General features: G+C 27.8%; 19 protein-coding genes. 7 read left to right on the top strand and 12 right to left on the bottom strand.

Annotated elements, in window-relative coordinates:
* Nucleotides 1-426: an RrF2 family transcriptional regulator gene (locus tag AC5SL0_RS01755; protein ID WP_006997175.1), complete on the bottom strand. Its 426-nt coding sequence runs from the start codon at nucleotides 424-426 to the stop codon at nucleotides 1-3.
* A gap of 136 nt (nucleotides 427-562) precedes the next feature.
* Between AC5SL0_RS01755 and AC5SL0_RS01750 the strand changes: the two genes are divergently transcribed.
* The gene (locus AC5SL0_RS01750; protein WP_011281905.1) at nucleotides 563-1219 is read left to right on the top strand and encodes an alpha/beta hydrolase; all 657 of its coding nucleotides are present in this window, start codon (nucleotides 563-565) and stop codon (nucleotides 1217-1219) included.
* A gap of 2 nt (nucleotides 1220-1221) precedes the next feature.
* Here AC5SL0_RS01750 and AC5SL0_RS01745 read toward each other — a convergent pair whose 3' ends face one another.
* A complete protein-coding gene (locus AC5SL0_RS01745; protein WP_494618522.1) occupies nucleotides 1222-2349 on the bottom strand; it encodes an anhydro-N-acetylmuramic acid kinase in 1128 nt (375 codons plus the stop codon).
* A 44-nt stretch (nucleotides 2350-2393) separates the two neighbouring features.
* Here AC5SL0_RS01745 and tyrS point away from each other — a divergent pair, with 44 nt between their 5' ends.
* Nucleotides 2394-3623 (top strand): tyrosine--tRNA ligase, encoded by a 1230-nt coding sequence (gene tyrS, locus AC5SL0_RS01740; RefSeq protein ID WP_494618520.1) that lies wholly within the window; start codon nucleotides 2394-2396, stop codon nucleotides 3621-3623.
* Here the strand turns inward: tyrS and AC5SL0_RS01735 are convergent.
* Genes AC5SL0_RS01735 through AC5SL0_RS01725 form a run of 3 tightly spaced genes read right to left on the bottom strand, consistent with a single transcriptional unit; the run spans nucleotide 3620 to nucleotide 9240 of the window.
* Complete coding sequence (locus tag AC5SL0_RS01735; RefSeq protein ID WP_494618519.1) at nucleotides 3620-5812, bottom strand: RNA polymerase beta'' subunit family protein; 2193 nt, start codon at nucleotides 5810-5812, stop codon at nucleotides 3620-3622. The two genes, tyrS and AC5SL0_RS01735, sit on opposite strands and share 4 nt — an antisense overlap.
* Nucleotides 5812-6861, bottom strand: coding sequence for a peptide chain release factor 2 (gene prfB / locus AC5SL0_RS01730; RefSeq protein ID WP_102029566.1), 1050 nt, complete (start codon nucleotides 6859-6861; stop codon nucleotides 5812-5814). The genes AC5SL0_RS01735 and prfB overlap by 1 nt, the downstream gene beginning before the upstream one ends.
* Nucleotides 6862-6906: 45 nt before the next feature.
* The gene (locus AC5SL0_RS01725; protein WP_494618517.1) at nucleotides 6907-9240 is read right to left on the bottom strand and encodes a penicillin-binding protein 1A; all 2334 of its coding nucleotides are present in this window, start codon (nucleotides 9238-9240) and stop codon (nucleotides 6907-6909) included.
* 102 nt (nucleotides 9241-9342) lie between these two features.
* Here AC5SL0_RS01725 and AC5SL0_RS01720 point away from each other — a divergent pair, with 102 nt between their 5' ends.
* A complete protein-coding gene (locus AC5SL0_RS01720; protein ID WP_018413966.1) occupies nucleotides 9343-11202 on the top strand; it encodes an Rne/Rng family ribonuclease in 1860 nt (619 codons plus the stop codon).
* On the opposite strand, the gene AC5SL0_RS01715 is transcribed toward AC5SL0_RS01720, so the two are convergent.
* Both AC5SL0_RS01715 and thiS read right to left on the bottom strand, forming a co-directional pair.
* Entirely contained in the window at nucleotides 11199-11972 is a 774-nt protein-coding gene (locus tag AC5SL0_RS01715) for a thiazole synthase (protein WP_006997183.1), read from the bottom strand. The genes AC5SL0_RS01720 and AC5SL0_RS01715 overlap by 4 nt on opposite strands.
* Nucleotides 11973-11974: 2 nt before the next feature.
* Nucleotides 11975-12193, bottom strand: coding sequence for a sulfur carrier protein ThiS (thiS, locus tag AC5SL0_RS01710; RefSeq protein WP_494618515.1), 219 nt, complete (start codon nucleotides 12191-12193; stop codon nucleotides 11975-11977).
* A gap of 16 nt (nucleotides 12194-12209) precedes the next feature.
* Between thiS and aroQ the strand changes: the two genes are divergently transcribed.
* Genes aroQ through accC form a run of 3 tightly spaced genes read left to right on the top strand, consistent with a single transcriptional unit; the run spans nucleotide 12210 to nucleotide 14409 of the window.
* The gene (aroQ, locus tag AC5SL0_RS01705) at nucleotides 12210-12650 is read left to right on the top strand and encodes a type II 3-dehydroquinate dehydratase (RefSeq protein WP_494618514.1); all 441 of its coding nucleotides are present in this window, start codon (nucleotides 12210-12212) and stop codon (nucleotides 12648-12650) included.
* Nucleotides 12647-13072, top strand: coding sequence for an acetyl-CoA carboxylase biotin carboxyl carrier protein (locus AC5SL0_RS01700; RefSeq protein ID WP_006997186.1), 426 nt, complete (start codon nucleotides 12647-12649; stop codon nucleotides 13070-13072). The genes aroQ and AC5SL0_RS01700 overlap by 4 nt, the downstream gene beginning before the upstream one ends.
* Nucleotides 13072-14409, top strand: coding sequence for an acetyl-CoA carboxylase biotin carboxylase subunit (accC, locus tag AC5SL0_RS01695; RefSeq protein ID WP_271487288.1), 1338 nt, complete (start codon nucleotides 13072-13074; stop codon nucleotides 14407-14409). Before AC5SL0_RS01700 ends, accC begins: the two co-directional genes overlap by 1 nt.
* On the opposite strand, the gene AC5SL0_RS01690 is transcribed toward accC, so the two are convergent.
* Both AC5SL0_RS01690 and AC5SL0_RS01685 read right to left on the bottom strand, forming a co-directional pair.
* Nucleotides 14406-14813, bottom strand: coding sequence for a DUF2155 domain-containing protein (locus AC5SL0_RS01690; protein WP_494618512.1), 408 nt, complete (start codon nucleotides 14811-14813; stop codon nucleotides 14406-14408). The genes accC and AC5SL0_RS01690 overlap by 4 nt on opposite strands.
* Nucleotides 14773-15132: an NADH-ubiquinone oxidoreductase subunit NDUFA12 family protein gene (locus AC5SL0_RS01685; protein WP_494618511.1), complete on the bottom strand. Its 360-nt coding sequence runs from the start codon at nucleotides 15130-15132 to the stop codon at nucleotides 14773-14775. The genes AC5SL0_RS01690 and AC5SL0_RS01685 overlap by 41 nt, the downstream gene beginning before the upstream one ends.
* Before the next feature lie 115 nt (nucleotides 15133-15247).
* On the opposite strand from AC5SL0_RS01685, the gene AC5SL0_RS01680 reads away from it, so the two are divergent.
* The gene (locus AC5SL0_RS01680) at nucleotides 15248-16069 is read left to right on the top strand and encodes a TSCPD domain-containing protein (RefSeq protein WP_006997190.1); all 822 of its coding nucleotides are present in this window, start codon (nucleotides 15248-15250) and stop codon (nucleotides 16067-16069) included.
* Between the two features lie 2 nt (nucleotides 16070-16071).
* Here the strand turns inward: AC5SL0_RS01680 and aspS are convergent, their stop codons facing one another.
* From aspS to AC5SL0_RS01665, 3 genes are read right to left on the bottom strand one after another with little or no spacing between them, the layout of a single operon-like run.
* Entirely contained in the window at nucleotides 16072-17856 is a 1785-nt protein-coding gene (gene aspS / locus AC5SL0_RS01675) for an aspartate--tRNA ligase (RefSeq protein WP_494618510.1), read from the bottom strand.
* Nucleotides 17857-18519, bottom strand: coding sequence for a P-loop NTPase family protein (locus tag AC5SL0_RS01670; protein ID WP_011281890.1), 663 nt, complete (start codon nucleotides 18517-18519; stop codon nucleotides 17857-17859).
* On the bottom strand, nucleotides 18516-19595 hold the full coding sequence (locus tag AC5SL0_RS01665; protein WP_494618508.1) for a hypothetical protein: 1080 nt from the start codon (nucleotides 19593-19595) through the stop codon (nucleotides 18516-18518). The genes AC5SL0_RS01670 and AC5SL0_RS01665 overlap by 4 nt, the downstream gene beginning before the upstream one ends.
* Nucleotides 19596-19603 lie beyond the last annotated feature (8 nt).

Raw genomic sequence — 19603 nt, 5'->3', positions numbered from 1 at the left:
TTAATTTCTACTTTCTGAAGAATTGCTTATAAGATCTTTTAAATTTTTTTGTTCGAAAAAATGATTGATATGAACTTCAAGTTCGTCCCATAAATTATGAGTGATGCATTTCGTAGTCTTACTATTGCATCCTTTTTTAGATTCCTTCTTGCATTGAACAGTTTTGACTTCTTCATCTACGGCACTAAGTATGTTTGCTAATTTAATTTCTTCTGGTTCTTTGTTTAAGATATAACCTCCATTAGTACCCCTAATACTTTTTACGATATTATATTTTTTTAACTTAGAAAAAATTTGTTCTAAAAAATCCAAAGAAATACCTTGTCTTAACGATATATCTCTTAAAGATACTGGATTAACACTATTGAACTTAGCAAGATCAGCTAAAGCCATTACTGCGTATCTACCTTTTGAAGTTAATTTCATATTATCCTTATTTAAGTGGGCTTTTTATACAAACCTGACTAAATTAGTCAAGTATACAATACATAAAAAAGATAACATATTGTCGCTTAGTTATGATATGTGTATTTTTTTTTGAGAATAATAATCAATATCATTTATGGACAATAAAATAGTTGAAGTTTTTATACCTGGGCCTGCTGGAAGAATGGAGGCCAAGTATTACAAAAGTGAAAAAATTACATCACCAATAGCGTTAGTATTACAACCTCATCCTCAATATGGAGGAACAATGAATAATAAAGTTGTAGTTGATACATTTCATACTTTTATGGAAAATGGATTTTCTGTATGTAGAGTAAATTTTAGAGGTGTTGGAAAAAGTGATGGTGAGTTTGATAATGGTCAAGGTGAACTGGCTGATGCTGCTGCAGCACTAGATTGGTTGGAGCGTGAAAATTTTGATAACTCACAATGTTGGGTTTCAGGATTTTCTTTTGGGTCTTTAATTGCAATGCAATTGTTAATGAGAAGACCAGAAATAAATAGATTTATTGCAATTTCGCCACAACCAAATGTTTATGACTTTTCATTCTTATCTCCATGTCCAACTTCAGGTTTAATGATTTATGGAAAAAAGGATGAGTTAGTTCCTTTAGAGCATATTACAGATTTGGATAAAAGATTGAGCGCTCAAAAAGGAATTAAAGTTGACTTTCAGGCTATAAATGATGCTAATCATTTTTTTACTAAAACAGAAGACGTATTAGTAAAATGTTTAGATAAATATATCAAAAAAGAATCCGCTTTATTCTAATCTTAATAGTTTTTAACTAAAACTCCACCTATTGACGGTTTTTTTACATTTGTAGTATTAGGGAATGAAATTACTTTTTTAAGTGCAGACCTAATTGCAAGATAAGCAAAAGCTTGGGACTCGATGAAATCACCATCAATTTTATAATCATCAATTATTTTTAAAGAAATATTTTTTGGTAGTCTTTTTCTTATGCTCTCCATTAATGAAAGGTTTTTTCTTCCACCACCACAGACTGTTATTAATAACTTTTTATTTTCTGCACTATTGATTGATTTTAAAATTGATTGATAAATTATTATTGCTGTAAAATCTACTAATGTAGATAAGCCATCCTCATATGTGAGACCTTTTACAAAACTTAAATCAAAATCTTTTATATCAAATGAAAGTTTTTTTTGATTGCTTATATTGTCAAAATTATCAATAGCTTGATTTAGAATAACTTCACTTGTTTTTCCTATATTTGATGCTTTTCCATTTTCATCATATTTCATTTGTGTGTGTCTTCTAACCCATTCATCTAAAAGACAATTACCAGGACCTACATCAAAACTTTTTAAATCTTCATTATTTTTTGAGATAACAAGAGTAATATTTGCAATACCTCCTATGTTTAAAACACAAGCAGGTTTCTCTATTTTATTCTGGTTTATAAGTAAGTTGTGAAAGATTGGAGCTAATGGAGCTCCTTGGCCTCCATTATGAATGTCATTTTCTCTAAAGTTATAAACTACATTTTTTTTTAAAAGACTTGATAGTAAATTGCCATCTCCTATTTGTTTTGATATTTTTTCCTGAGCATTGTGAAAAATTGTTTGACCGTGAAACCCAACTATATCTACATCTACTCCTGCATTCTTTATAATTTCTTTGCTAATTTTTGCATGAAATAAGGTTATTTTTCTCTCGAGCTCGTTAATTTGATAAGAATTAGCTTTTATATCTTTTATTGAATTTATTTTATCTCTGAGATTTAGTAAGTTTGAATAAATTACCGCATCATACTCAAAATATTTATCAAATATAGGCTCATAGTTACTTTCACCATCTGATTTAATAATTGATGCATCAACCCCATCCATAGATGTGCCACTCATTAATCCTAAAGAAGTATAAAATTTTTCCATTCTTATTTTTAAAGTAAATATTGTATATTCTAGATAGCATATTTATGAATAAATTTTTAAAAGAATTTAAAGATCGTGGTTTCTTTTACCAGTGTACAGGTGAAGAAAATCTATCTCAATTATTAGATAAAGAAAAAATCAGAGCTTATATTGGTTTTGATTGTACAGCTGAAAGTCTTCACGTTGGTAGCTTACTTCAAATTATGTGTCTTAGATTGCTCCAAAAACATGGCCACCAACCAATTGTTTTATTAGGAGGGGGTACTACTAGAATAGGTGATCCATCCGGAAAAGATAAAACTAGGACAATTTTATCTGAAAAAGAAATAGAAAAAAATATAAATAATATTGAAAAAATTCTAAAAAATTTTTTAGATGATAAAGATCCAGAGACAAAACCTATATTTGTTAATAACTACACATGGCTTAAAAATTTAAATTATATTTCTTTTCTAAGAGATGTTGGAAAACATTTTACAATTAACAAAATGTTGAGTTTTGATAGTGTCAAAATTAGATTAGAGAGAGAACAGTCATTAAGTTATATGGAATTTAACTATATGATTTTACAAGCATACGATTTTTTAGAATTAAACAAAAAAGAAAAATGTATGCTTCAAATTGGTGGCTCTGATCAATGGGGTAATATTGTTAATGGAGTTGATCTTATAAAAAGATATTCAAATAATCATGTTTACGGTTTAACGACACCTCTTATTACATTGGCATCAGGTGCAAAAATGGGCAAAACTGAATCTGGAGCTGTTTGGCTAGATAAAAAATTTCTTTCATCATATGACTACTGGCAATTTTGGAGAAATATTGATGATCGAGATGTCTTAAAGTTTTTAAAAATTTTTACAGATATTAATGTTGATGAAATTGAAAATATTAAAGATGACAATATTAATGAGTTAAAAATTTTACTTGCCAACAAAGCTACTTCTATGTTGCATGGAGAAGATGAGGCAAGAAAATGCCAAGAAACGGCCAAACAAACATTTTCTGAAAATTCATTAGGTGATAATCTACCAACAACTCACATTAATAAAAAAATGTTAGATGATAATATAAGTATTCTAGATTTGGTAATTTTATCAAAATTAGAAAGTTCTAAAAGTGAAATTCGAAGATTAATTAAAGGGAATGGAATTAAAATAAATGGTCAGGCTATTTCTGATGAAAAGTTTTTAATTACAGAGGATTTATTTAAGGGTAATTTAATTAAACTTTCACTTGGTAAGAAAAAACATATTAAAGTTGAGTTAATTTAATTCTTTTTAATTTTTTCTAAAGTTCTTGTTATAAATCTAGGTGTTAGTGTTTTAATTGGATTAACTGTTGTTGATAAATTCTTTGGAGGTCCTTTTATTTTAAAACTTACACCAAAAACACCTTCACCCGTTTTTTCTCCTATTAGTATTTTACCCAGTAGTGGAATTGAGGCTATAGATCTATTTATAGTTGTTGCGGGAACCAATGTTCCTCTCAAGCTAACCAATTTCTTTGATTCAATATAGCCATCCATTAATATAGAAATAGCAGGTCCAATAGCATACATTTCTTCAATATTAGTAAGACCTTTTTGACTTGAATATCTCATTTCAAAATCAGTAAATCTTATTCCCTCACCCGTTAAAAGATCTGCAATACCCTGAAGTGACGCTAGGCTTAAAAGCTTAGCAAAAACAGGTACCTCTTTAACTTTAAAGTTATCAATAATTAATACAGAATTAGAAACACCATCTTTTTTAATAGAATTAAAATTTAGATAACCTTCTTCAAATCCTTTAATAAAGTCATATCTTTTAATCAAAGGTTTCGGGTAGTTTGAAAAGAATTTTGTAATTGTTTCATTCTGGTTATTAGTTTCAATAGATAAGTTCATTTTTTTTTTGTTAGGAAAAGTAGATGCTAGATTTAATTTATCTAATTTATTATTTTTAAAAGTGAAGTATCCAGCTAAGTTTTTAGTATAATCATTTTTATTTATATAAGTTGTACCTATTTTAATATTAAATTTAGAATTTAAATTTTCAAAAATTGTAGTACTTTCATCATCACTCATGCTGTTGTTAATTAACTGTGTTGCATCAAAACTTTTACCATTTATAGAAAAATTAGATTTATTTTTTTTAAGCTCTAAATTGTTAAGAAGATCATTTTTATTTCGATAATTAAGTTTAATGTAACTTAAATCTTTAACTTTAAAATTTTTACTAAACAATAAATCTTTAATTAAAATTTGATTATTTTTTTCTGTTATAGAAATATCTTTTAATATCAATTCTTTATTTTTTTTGTAAATACCTTTTAATAAAATTTCTGAACTGTTTTCTTTTTTCTTCTTATAATCTAAAAAATTTATTGTTAATGGATTATTTTTAATATTAAGGTTTGTATCAAATGTTATTTTTCCATCATCTTTAATAACACTGTAAGATAATTGTTCAGACTCGTCTCCAATATAGATATCTCCATCTCCCCTAATATCCAATATACCTTTTATTAATTTAATTTTAATTTTATGATCTTTAAATTTAATTTGCTCTGCATAATTAGGTAAAAAAGTTTTTAAATTAAGGGGATTTTTAACTATTTGAAAATTTTCTAAGTTCAAGTTGGTCTCTAGTTTTAAATCTTTTAATTTTAATTTTTTGTTAATATTGAAAGAAAAAATATTTACAGAATTAAAGTCAATTTTTTCTATCTCTATATTGTTTGGTAAATCACCAAATATAGGTTTTAATTTTTTTATATCAAAATTTTGTTCTTTATTTGCCACCTCTCCATCAACAAAAAATATATCTTTCTTTTTTTCAATTTTGATTAAGGGCGATTTTAATTTTATACTATTAAGATTTGTTTCTATCTTTTTTAATATTAGTTGATTGTTGCTTATATTAAATGAAAGGTTTAAATCATCAATTTCAACCTTATTAAAAATATTAAATTTTGCTTTTTTGACAATACCAGTTATTTGATAGTTGTTTTTTATTTCTCCATCTAAATCAAATTTAAGATTTATATCTGTAGAAATTAATCCCTCTTTAGTGATGTTATCTAAAACAAAAAGTTGTGGTGATCCTTCAACTGCTCTTGTTAATGAGATTAAATCTTTGATTTTAATTTCTTTTGTTGAAATTTTTAAATCATCAATAGAAAACTGATTACTTATAAAAGATTTTAATGAAATATTGCTAGTAATGTCTTTTAAAAACAAGATTTTATCTTCCAATAATATTTTAGGGTTTTTTGTTGAAATATTAATACTAAAATTCAGTGGGTTTAATAGATAATTAACCTCATTTAATGAAAGGTTAATTTTTTTATTAATTTTTGAAACATTCTTTATAATTTCTTTATTAAACTTGTCAGTTTTTACTCCATAGAGGCTCAAGTAAATAACAATTGTTGCAAGCGTTATTATTAATATTACAAGAATTTTAACTATTCTTTTCATTATTTAACTTTATATAACGAACTTTCTAAAAAATCATCAATCTCACCATCTAAGATTTTATCAGGATTTGAGCTTTCAAAGTTAGTTCTATTATCTTTTACCATTCTGTATGGGTGAAGTACATAAGATCTAATTTGATGACCCCAACCAATTTCTGACTTGGAAGACTCTACTGTTTGGCTTTCTTGTTCTTTTTTTTTTAATTCAAAATCATATAGTCTTGCCTTAAGCATATTCATACAGGTATCTTTATTTTTATGTTGTGATCTTTCATTTTGACATTGAACTACTATTTTAGAAGGTAGATGGGTTATTCTTACCGCACTATCTGTAGTATTCACATGCTGCCCTCCTGCTCCACTTGATCGATAGGTGTCAATACGTAAATCTTTTTCATTAATTTCTATTTCAATATTTTCATCTACGACTGGATAAATCCAGATACTTGCAAAACTGGTATGTCGTCTAGCTCCAGAATCAAAAGGAGATATTCTAACCAACCTATGAATTCCAGACTCAGCTTTTAACCATCCGAAAACATAATCACCCTCAATTTTAATAGTTGATGATTTTATGCCTGCTTCCTCTCCCTTATGTTCGCTAATTAATTCTGATTTAAAATTCTTAATATCTGACCATTTTAAATACATTCTTCTTAACATTTCTGCCCAATCCTGGCTCTCTGTTCCACCAGCACCGGCATGAATTTCTATATAGCAATCTAAACTGTCAGTTTCATTTGACAAAAAACATTTAGTTTCATTTTTTTTAGCTAATTTTTTTAAATTTTTAATACTCTCAAGAACTTCGTTTATGACAGATTGATTTTTTTCTTCTAAAGCAAGTTCGTTCAATTCATCAAGGTCAATTATTGATTTAGATGAATTTTCATATGAATTTATTAATTCTTCATATAATTTTTTTTCTTTAATAACTTTCTGAGAATTTGCTTTATCTTGCCAAAAATTAGTTTCTAATATTTTTTGGTTATTCTTTTCTAATTTTTTATGAATATCATTTTTTTCAAAGGTACTCCTTAACTCTTTGATTGATTTTTTCTATTTCAGATTTGTAATTTAAATATTCATTGTCCATTAGTAGAACCTTAATATATTATTATTTTTTAATCTATTATTAATATCTTTATTTAATAAATTTTCTACTTTCATATCTTTATATGCTTCAATAATTGTTCTTCTTGTCCCAATTTCAGCTTTTTCTCCTGTAACAGGATCAATAACTTTCATTAAAATATTTTTTGCAACTTTAAACGGTCTTGCATCTTCTTTTTTTACAGCTTTTTTTACAAAGCTTTTAAAAATTGGTAATGCTGTTTTTGCTCCTGTTTCATACCTTCCAAGTGATCTTGGATTGTCTGAACCTACATAAACTCCTATTACTAATTTTGAAGTAAATCCTATAAACCATGTATCTGTATTTCCATTTGTTGTGCCTGTTTTTCCAGCCAAATCCAAATTTAAATCTTTTAAATTTTTTCCTGTCCCATTTTGAACAGTGCCCTCCAATATCGAGGTCATTTGATATGCTGTTTCTGGGGAAAATATTTGCTCAAAACTGTCCTTTATATTTGGATAATTGTCACTTAAGTGAGATATTTGATCACAATTTATACACTCTCTCATTTCATTATTAAAAATTGTAATCCCTTCACTGTCTTGAATTCTATCTATCATTATTGGTTTAACTAATTTTCCTCCATTAATAAATGAAGAGTATGCTGATGTTAGTTTCAATAAAGTTGTCTCTGCAGAGCCTAATGAAATTGATAAAAGCTCGCTGGGATTTTCATAAATACCAAGTTTTTTTGAAAAATTAACAATTTTTTTAACTCCAAGATCTTGTGCAATTCTGACAGTCATCAAGTTTCTAGATTTTTCTAACCCCATTCTAAGTGTTGATGGTCCATAAAATTTTTTACCGTAGTTTTCAGGTTTCCACATTTTTAAATCAGATCCTTGCTCTAAAACTAGTGGTGCATCTAGAATTAAAGTTGATGGTGTATATCCATTTTCAAGAGCTAAAGCATAAACAAAAGGTTTGAAAGCAGAACCTGGCTGTCTTAGTGCTTGTGTGGCTCTATTAAATTCACTTTTTTTAAAGCTAAATCCCCCGCTTAGAGCTAATACCCGTCCAGTAAAAGGATCCATAACAACAATTCCTCCATTAACTACTGGCAGTTGCCTTAACGCAAATATGTTTTTATTTATGTTTTCAACATAAATAATATCTCCAATTTTCAATATTTCTTTAAAATCTTTTTTGATCCAAGAGATGTTTTCATACTTAATAATTCCTTTTTTTTCATCTTCTGTTTCAATTTCTAATGAAAATTTATCTATCTTTTTAACTATTGCTAAATCCCAATTAATTGATCTTTCTAATCTAAATTTATCTAAATCTTTATTCCATTTTTCTAAATTTTTAACATTAGTCAATGGACCACGCCACCCTTTTCGTTTATCGTATTCAATAAGACCTTGTCTCAATGAGTCAGTTGCAATTTTTTGCAAGCTAATATTAATAGGTGTACTTATATTTAATCCTTGTTTGTAAACTTTATCAAATCCTAATTTTTCAACCACATCTTTTCTAATATCTTCTACGTAGTAACTCGTATCTTCTGTAAAAATTTTTTTTCTTTTTTTTAATATTATTTTTTTTGACAAAAGTTCTTTTTGATTTTGTTTGCTTATATAATTATTTTCAAACAAATTGTTTATAACTAGATCTCTTCTAAATTTTGCGAGTTCTATATTTTTATACGGGTTATATCTACTTGGAGCCTTTGGCAGAGCTGCTAATAAAGCTGCTTCTTCATAATTCAATTCACTAATTGATTTGTCAAAATATTCTAAGCTAGCAGATGCAACGCCATAAGTACCTTCACCCAGATATATTTGATTTAAGTATAGTTCTAATATTCTTTCTTTTGAAAGAGCTCTTTCTATTCTAAAGGCAAGAATTGCCTCTTTAATTTTTCTATTTAAGCTTACTTCATTTGTTAATAAAAAATTTTTTGCTACCTGTTGAGTTATCGTTGATGCGCCTTCCAATCTTCTTGATGCAACTACATTGGAAATGTTATTAATTATCGCTCTTAACACTCCTTTGGCATCTACACCTGGATGTGAATAGAAATTTTTATCTTCTGCAGATAAGAAAGCATTAATCACTTTTTCTGATATTGATTTGTAGGGTACAAATATTCGTTTTTCTGATGAAAAATCATTCACCAACTCACCATCCCCTGAGTAAACTTTGCTAGAAACTGATGGTTTATAATTTTTGAGGAATTTATAATCTGGTAAATTGTTAGAAAAAGCCCACAAAACAGCTAATACAGAAAATGCAGATAACAAACCAACACTTAAAACTACTATAAATATATTTTTAATTATTCGATGCATTTTAGTTTAATATATATAAGAATTTGTTAAAGTTAAGGCATCAGAATTCAAACAAAATTTAAAATTATTTAAATATAAAATGAAACAATTAATCAAAAATATATGGAAAAAAATTTATACATTGATGCTTCGCATCCAAATGAAACAAGAGTTGTACTTAAGTCAGGTGAAAACATTGAAGACTACGAGTACGAAGGCTTAAAAAACAATTTAATAAAAAATAATATCTATCTTGGCAAAGTAAGCCGAGTAGAGCCATCTTTACAAGCTGCATTTATTGATTTTGGAAGAGATAGACACGGTTTTCTGTCCTTTAACGATATTCAATCTGACTATTATCAAATACCTCAGAGTGATTTAGCAAAAATAAAAGAAGAAGAAGAAAAAGCCAGAGAAGAACTATTAAAAAAGAGTGAGCTAGAAGAACAAAAGAATATTAACGAGGGTAATCTTGATATTAATGATCCAGTTGAAGTAAAACTTGAATCTGAATTTGAAACAAATGATCAGATAACAGAAGGGAGTGATACTCCGATTACAGATACTACTCAAGTAGATGAAGATAAAGAACAACCTTCGCCTGTATTACACGGTAGAAAACCTGAAACAAGATTTAGATCTAAAAGATATAAGATTCAAGAAGTTATAAAACCTAACCAAGTAATTTTAATACAAGTTTTAAAAGATGAAAGAGGACAAAAAGGTGCTGCGTTGAGTACTTTTATTTCTATAGCAGGTAAATATATTGTCCTAATGCCCAATACACCAAAAGGTGGTGGCATATCTCGTAAAATATTTAACCCAGGAGAAAGAAAAAAAATTAGAACTATTTTAAACGATATAGTTATTCCAAAAGAAATGGGGCTTATTGTAAGAACTGCAGGATCAAACAAAACAAAAAATGATATTGATCATGATCTTCAAACTTTGATTAAAACTTGGAATGAAATTAAAGAAAATGCATTAAACTCTATAGCTCCATCATTAATCCATCAAGAAAGTGATATTATAAAAAGAACTTTGAGAGATATGTATGATGAAAGCACAAATAGTATCGTCATTGAAGGTAATGAAGGTTACAAAAAAGCCCAAAACTTTATGAAGTTAATGATGCCCTCTCATGTAAAAAAAATAAAAAAATATAGAGAAAAAGTTCCTTTATTTTTTAAAGAGAACATTGAAGAAAAATTAAATCAAATTTATGACTCAGAAATAAAACTAAAATCAGGAGGTTACCTAGTTATAAATCCAACTGAAGCGCTAGTTTCAATTGATATAAATTCAGGAAGCTCTATTAAACAAAAAAATGTAGAAAGTACTGCTTTAGACACTAATCTTGAGGCAGCAGAAGAGATATCTCGACAAATAAAAATAAGAGATCTGTCTGGTCTAATTATTATTGATTTTATTGATATGTTGAGTTTTGGAAATAGAAGGTTGGTTGAGAGAAAACTTAAAGAACAATGCAGAACTGATAGGGCAAGAATTCAAATTGGAAGAATTAGTACATTTGGACTTTTAGAAATGTCCAGACAAAGATTAAGGGAAAGTGCTGTAAAGTGGAAAGTTACTCTTACAGATGAGTCTTTTGCGATGAAGATTCTTAAATTAGTCGAGGTTAAAGCTGTTTTAACAAAAGCAAAATTTGTAGAACTTAAGATTTGCGAAAAGATATCGGACTTTATGAAAGAAAACTTTATTGAAGATTTAAAGTATTTTGAAGAAAAAAACTTAATTAAGATCGATATAATTGCAGATAACAGTCTTATTATTCCTGAATACATAATTGATCTTCAAAACAAAACTAAAAAAACAATAGAAATAGTTCAACATATAGAAAAGTTAAAAAACCTAGAAGAGCAAAAAAAAGAAGTTAAATCTTTTGAAAGTCCTATTAAAAAAAAGCCTTATAAAAAAAAACCTTTTTTTAAAAAGAAATTTTTTAAAAAACCAGTAGCCTAAATAATTCCAGTTTTTGGAGAAGATGCGCTTCCATATATAGATTTTTCTATACGACCTGCTAAATAAGATTGTCTTCCTGCAATTACTCCATTTTTAAATGCCAATGCCATTTGAAATGGTTTTTTAGCTTTAGCGATTGCAGTATTAGCCAATACTCCATCACAACCTAACTCCATGGCAATAGCTGCGTCTGACGCCTGTCCTAAGCCAGCATCAATTATCAAAGGAAGCTTTGTTTGGCTTCTTATTATTTTTATGTTTGTTGTATTTTGAATTCCAAGTCCAGATCCTATAGGTGCTGCAAGAGGCATAATTGCACAAGCTCCTACATTCTCTAATCTTTTAGCCATTAAAGGATCATCATTACAGTAAACCATTACTCTAAATCCTTCTCTGGTTAAAACTTCTGTAGATTTTAATGTTTCAATCATATCTGGAAATAAATTTTTTTTATCTCCTAAGACCTCAAGTTTTACCAGTTTCCATCCACCAATTTCTCTTGCTAAACGTAAAGTTCTAAGAGCCTCTTCAGAATTAAAGCAGCCAGCAGTGTTTGGTAAGTAAGTTATTTTTTTTGGATCAATGTAGTCCATCAATAAAGGTTTTTTTTTATCAGAAATGTTTACTCTTCTCACAGCAACAGTAACAATTTCTGCTCCAGATAATTTAATAGCTTTTGCACATTCTGCCATACTTTTATATTTTCCAGTTCCAACTATTAATCTGGAATTAAATTTTTTTTTATCAATTATTAATTTATCGTTAACCAATTTTATCCACCTCCAATAAAATGAACAATTTCTATTTTGTCATTTTTTTTTAGTTTTATAGTTTTTAAATTATTTTTATCTATTATTTCTTGATTTAATTCAATTGCTACTTTTTTAAGAGGTATTTTTAGTTCTTTTAAAAAAATTAAGAGGCTTAAATTTTCATTTATTGTTGAAAATTTACCATTTAATTTAATTTTTATTTTTTTTATTTTCTTCATAATGTATAAGAATTTGATGAGTAATAATATTATAATTATTAATGGTCCTAACCTTAATCTATTAGGTGAAAGAGAACAATCACAATATGGATCAATAACTTTTGATAAGTTAAAAGAAAATTGTTTAGGTAAAGCTAAAGATTTAAATATTAATTTAGAATTTTCCCAGTCAAATATAGAAGGTGAAATAGTTACAACCATCCAAGAGGCTAAAAGTAAATTTGATGGTATAATTATTAATGCTGCAGGTTTTACACATACATCTGTAGCTATCAGGGATGCTTTAGATATTTATAAAAAACCAATTATTGAACTTCACATATCAAATATATATAAAAGAGAAGAATTTAGACGCAAATCTTTAATCAGCGATATTGCTACTGGTGGAATTTTTGGTTTAGGTGATAATGGTTATATTTTAGCCATAATTGCAATGCAAAACATGTTACAGAAATGAAAATAGATAAAAATATCATTAAAGAATTAACAGACTACTTAAATGAATTCAATTTAACTGAAATTGAATACACTGATAAAGATACTAAAATAAAAGTATCAAAATCGAATCCAGCTAGTTCAAATCAAACTGTAAGTGTTTCTGCTTCAACACCAGCCCTTGATACAGTTAAGTCAACTGTTGTGTCTGGAACTGAAGTTAAATCTCCTATTATTGGTACAGCTTATCTTGCTGCAGAACCTGGTGGTAAAAAATTTGTAGAAGTTGGTAAAAAAATTAAAAAAGGTGAAACGGTTATGATAGTTGAGGCTATGAAAACTATGAACCACGTTCCATCAACAGCAGATGGAATTATAAAAGAAATCTGTGTAGAAGATGGCCAACCTGTTGAATACGGCCAAACTATTATCATCGTAGAGTAATGTTTAAAAAAATTCTAATTGCAAACCGAGGGGAAATTGCAGTCAGAGTTATAAGAGCTTGCAAAGAATGGGGTATAGCAACTGTCGCTGTTCATTCTGATGTTGATAAAGATAGTATGCATGTAAGACTGGCAGATGAAAGTGTATGCATTGGCTCACACCAACCTGCAAATAGTTATTTAAATATCCCAGCTTTGATGTCAGCAATAGAACTTACAAAAGCAGAAGCGGTTCACCCTGGATATGGTTTTTTATCTGAAAATGCAAATTTTGCTAAGGTACTAGAGGAAAATAATATTAAATTTATTGGTGCTTCTTCTAAACTCATAGAGATGATGGGAGATAAAATTCAAGCAAAAAAAATTGCAAAAGAACATGGTCTACCTGTTATTGAAGGTTCTGAAGGCGGAATAACAGACATAAAGGCAGCCAAAGAACTTTGTAAAAAAATAGGCTTTCCAGTTCTGATTAAAGCATCCGCAGGTGGTGGTGGCAAGGGAATGAAAATCGTTCGTAAAGAAGAAGAATTTGAAACATTATTTTCAACAGCAAAGTCTGAAGCACAAAAATATTTTGGCAATGATGAAATTTATATTGAGAAATTTTTCCAAAATCCAAGACATATTGAAGTTCAGGTATTATCTGGAAAAAATAGAACAGTACATCTACATGAAAGAGACTGCTCAGTTCAAAGAAGACATCAAAAATTAATAGAAGAAACTCCTAGTCCAGTTTTAACAGATCAGATCAGAAAAGATCTTTTTGAAAGAACTGTAAATATGGTTAGTAAAATTGGTTATGAGGGTGCTGGAACTGTTGAATTTATATATGAAGATGGAAAATTTTATTTTCTAGAAATGAATACCCGAGTTCAAGTAGAGCATCCTGTAACTGAAATGGTAACAGGTATTGATATTATTAAAGAGCAAATTTGGATAGCTTACACTGGTGAAACAGCTTTAAAACAAAGTGACATTAATCCTAGGGGACATGCCATAGAATGTAGAATTAATGCAGAGGATGCAAGTAAAAATTTTCAACCATCACCTGGAACTATAGGAATGTGTCACCAACCATCAGGTTTTAGAACGAGAGTAGATGGTGCAATTTTTCAAGGTTATAAAGTTACACCATTTTACGATAGTATGATTTGTAAGGTCATCACACATGGCAGAAATAGAACTGAAGCAATACAAAGAATGAATCGATCTTTAGATGAATTTGTCATTGAAGGAATAACAACAACAATACCTCTTCATAAAATTTTACTAAATCATAAAAAATTTGTTGAGTCAGACTTTAATGTTAGCTGGCTAGATAATGAAAAAGTATTCTAATAACATCTTGTTAACCAAATATCATATACTGGGTGATCAAAAGGATTTACTGCAGGACTAGATGAAAAAGTCCACCCATTAAATATAAACACTTCGTTGTTATCATTTTTAATCGTGTCTTTAACCTGAATATAAGCTGTAATTTCTGGGTTGTCATCAAATTCAGAGTTTTTGCATTTGAGACTTTTTATTAATAAACTTTTAAATCTTAGCTCCTCTCCTATTTTTAATTTTAAAAGATCGGTCTTTGAACTTACTTTATCTAAAATCTTTATTTCAACAAATTTTCCTTCACTATTTTCATTAGCTACTAGGGGTGATGATATGCTTGTTAAAAAAAAATAAATTAAAAGAAATAAGAAACTAACTTTTCCAGATTGTATATTTTTTTTTAATAGGATCATTTTTTTTATTAGGATGATAGGCATTCTCAGTACCCGTTTGATTTGATTGATGCGGTTTTTGCCAATCATATTTTTTCAATTCATGATTGTTTTCAATTCTATTATTAGTGAAATGCATCCAAGAGTACCATTCATTAGGGATTTTCGATGCATCAATTTCATCATTGTAAATCACCCATCGTTTTCCAGATTTACTTTCATAATATTTGTTGCCACTAGAATCTTTTCCAGCAAGTTTTCCATAAAAAATAGTTTTTAATTTTGTACCTAGTGTTTCTTGGTTCCACCAAATGAAAATTTTTTTTAAAAGTGTCAACATATTATTTTATTAATTCTTCAATCCTAAATTGTATTATTTAAATTAGACTAAAGTAAGGATTTGTATATAAATTAATTATCTTACGATTCAAAATAAAAAATTAATTAAAGGAAAAATGGCAAAATATTTAGTAGAAACTTATTATACTTGTAGCTTTAAAGTTAATCATTATCTGGATGATATTAATGAAACAGAGTTGGCAAATCTTGAAAAACGGGACGATGGAAAATTTGAAGTTTTAGACGTTAAACTTGATACAAGAAAAACAAAAAGTTTAGATGCAAATAATAAAGTAACCGAAACTAAAAAAATAGATATTATTACTGAGCAAAGCAAACCTAAGGTCATTTCAAAAGAAAATAATACTAATTTTGTTAAAAAAATTAACGAGGGTGTCAGTAAAAGATTTAGTATGCCTGATAGAAGAAAAGGTTATATCCAAAAAGCGACAATTGGTGACCATAAAGTTTATCTCCACACTGGTGAATATGAAGATGGTAAAATTGGAGAAATTTTCATAGACACAAGTAAAGAGGGTGAACTGGTAAAAGCTTTGATGAACAATTTTGCAATAGCAATTTCACTTGGACTTCAATATGGCGTTCCTTTAGATGAATTCATCAGTGCTTATGTTGATACTAAATTTGAACCATCTGGAAAAGTACACGGTAATGACAGAATAATGAGTGCTTCTTCAATACTTGATTATATTTTTAGAGAATTAGCAATTTCATATCAAAATAGAGAAGATCTTGCTCACACTCCATCAATTGGTGGATCAGATAGATCTTTACCTGAGGAAGAAAATACTGAGGATCAAAATCAATTACTTAAAATTATAAAAGATGTTACCAGCAAAGGTTTTGTTAGAAATAACTACAAAAAAAATCTTGTTGATTTATCTGACGTTAAGATAAGTTTAAAAGGTAAAAAGTAATATTATTTTTTCAGTTTTAAAGCTAAACCAAGCTCTTTAAGTTGCTCTTCGTTAACGTTTGATGGAGCATTCATCATTAAGTCTTGAGCATTTTGATTCATTGGAAACATTGTAACTTCTCTAATATTCTTTTCATTTGCTAATAACATTACAATTCTATCGATACCAGGTGCTATACCACCATGAGGTGGGGCTCCATAACTTAAAGCATTGATCATTCCACTAAATTTTTCATCAACTTGTTCTTTTTGATATCCAGCAATCGAGAAAAGCTTATACATCAATTCAGGCACGTGATTTCTAATTGCACCAGAAGATAGCTCTATCCCATTGCAAACAATATCGTATTGGTAGGCTTTAATATTAAGAGGATTATCAAAATCAATATCTTTTAAGTCTCCTTGAGGCATTGAAAATGGATTGTGACTAAATTCGATTTTATTAGTTACTTCATTTTTTTCAAACATTGGATAATCAACAACCCAACAAAATGCGAAGGTATTTTCATCAATTAATTTTAAATCTTTAGCAATTTTATCTCTAGCTAGAGAGGTTATTTTTTCAACATCATTTATTTTGCCACAAGCAAAAAATATACTATCCCCTATCTCAGCTCCAGTGATTTTCATAATTTCTTCTAGGGCTTCTTTAGAAAAAAATTTTCCAACCGGTCCTTTTGCTGAAATATTTTCTTCTTTTTCAATTGTAAAATAAGCAAGACCAGACGCCCCTTGTTCTTTTGCCCACTTATCAATATTATCAAAAAAACTTCTAGGTTTATCTTTTGTATTTTTTGTAACTATACATCTCACTTTAGAACCAGATTTTACAAGCTTTTTAAATATCTCAAACGTAACATCATCACGTGTAAAAATGTTTGATAAATCTGAAATTATTAATGGGTTTCTTAAATCTGGCTTATCTGATCCATACTTAAGCATAGATTCCTCATAAGGTATCCTTGGAAATTTTTCATACATCAATTTTTTTTCAGAAAATTTCTTAAAAACATTGACTATTAGTTTTTCAACAACTTGAAAGACATCTTCTTGTTCAACAAAAGACATTTCTAAATCAAGCTGATAAAATTCACCTGGACTTCTATCTGCTCTTGCATCTTCGTCTCTGAAGCATGGAGCTATTTGAAAATATTTATCAAAACCAGAAACCATTATAAGTTGTTTAAATTGTTGTGGCGCTTGTGGCAGTGCATAAAATTTTCCAGGATTTAGTCTACTTGGTACTAAAAAATCTCTTGCACCTTCAGGGCTAGAGGATGTTAATATTGGTGTTTGGAATTCTAAAAACCCAAGTTTAGACATCTCGCTTCTAATAAAAGAGATAACCTTTGACCTTAAGATAATATTGTCATGAATTTTTTTTCTTCTTAGATCTAAGAATCTATACTTGAGTCTAATTTCTTCAGCATACTCTTGATCACTAAAAACTGGCATTGGTAACTCCTTGCAAGTACCCAACACTTCAAATGAATTTATATTAACTTCAATCTCTCCAGTTTGAAGATCGTTGTTAATAGTTTCTTTTGTTCTCTCTACAACCTTACCATTTATCTTAATTACGCTTTCTAATTGAATTTTTTCTAATGAATTAAAATTTTGGTTACTTTTATCTATGATGCATTGAGTCATTCCATAATTGTCTCTTAAATCTATGAATAGTAAATTTCCATGATCTCTTTTTTTGTTTATCCAGCCTGATAAAACAACATCTTTACCACTACTATCTATTGTTAACTCACTACATGTATGTGTTCTATATTTATTCACTTATTCCTCAAGAGCTTCATTAATAATTTTAAAATCGATAGATTTCTTTTTTTTTAAACTAATCTTGTCAATTTTATATATGAATTCAAATATTTTGCCATACGATCTCTCAATTCTTTTAATAATAAAGTTAATCAGCTTTTTATCTAAAGTAATTTGTCTGTCTGATAAATTTTTTAATATTAATGCAAACATTAGCTCATCGTCAGGGTTTTGAATATTTGCAAAAAGACAGTTCTTAGTTCTAGATCGAAGATCTTCAAGTTTAAAATTGATCTCAGATATTGGTTTCATTGATGTGACTATCAAAAACTTATTATCTTGATCTATTATATTAAAAAGTGAATAAATCAGTTTCTCATTTATATTTAAATTTAAATCCTCTAAAACAATATTTTGGTAAGGTTTAATGGATTTAATATTTTCGTCATTTAATGAATTAACATCAATCCTAATGCCATTAAATTTTTTCAAAAAAATATTAACCAGGTGACTTTTTCCTGAAAATTTTTCACCATTAATGTTTAAAAAATTTTTTTCCCACTTTGGCCATTTGTTAATCATTTCAAAAGCATAAAAATTACTCTTTCCAACATAAAAATCATCATCTTTAAAGTTTTGTTCATAATTAAAATCTAATAATAATTGATTTAAATTTTTCATTTTAATATCCACATATTATTCTTCATTTCTAATTCAAGGTTCTTTTCTTTCATGTCATTTAAAAATACATTAGGTGTGCCATTATAAGTAATTTTATATTGAATAATCTCACTATTAAAATTCAAAATACTAAAGTCAGAAACTAGATCTAAACTATAAAGCACCTGTTCCAACTCTATAATTTTTTTAGTTTTTTTGGAATTAATAGATATTGTTATAGGAAGTTTTATGGAAGTATTAATTTCATTATTTTTTTTCCATTGATCTTCATAAAGCTGTTTTAAATTTTCAACAATATTAGAAAAGTCATTATTATTCAAAATATCTAATTTGGGATAGTTCTTATTTTGAATTTTCAAGCTGTTATTTAAGTTAATTTTTGAAAGTGTTCTTATTCTGTTGCTTTCTTTGTATATTATTAAAATTATATTATCTCTAATATCATATTTATTAATTAGATTTGAAAAATCATAAGTTTCAATATCTTTTGAGATTTTTTGTAACTCTATCAAATCTTCAATATCTTCACTCGGTAATAAATAATCTAACAAATCATAAGAGTTTTTTTGTTCATTCCATTTATCGTAAAAAATATTGTTATTAAAAAGATATATATTGTTATTTTTAGTTTCTATAAGGATGGGAAATAATAAGACCTTATTTCTTTGGGGTATGGATGGAAAAATATTTTTATTTTCTAAAAATTTAAGAATTTTTTTTTTATTAAATGTTGTTTCTAAATTTGCAAAATACTCATTATTTATAAATTTTTCATCACTAATGGTGAAAGAGTCAATCATGCCCTTAATTTCTTTTATAGAAACATTTTTAATCTTTTTTCTATTACCAGAGGTTGTAATCATTGAAATCAAATCAGAAAAGGAAGTTTGAAATCCTTTGTCAATAACGTTATTTTTTTCAAAATTTAATTCAAATGGAGAGGATATTTCAATTTTAGATACCCTAAATGCATTTGCATTTGAATAAGTTGTGGAAAAAAATACTATTAATAGAGAGAATGAAATAAAATAAATATATACATTCAGTAATTTATAAAATTTATTAATTATTTGCATATACTATA

The organism is Candidatus Pelagibacter sp. PS_16, assembly GCF_059417965.1.
This window is presented reverse-complemented; position numbering and strand designations above follow the sequence as displayed.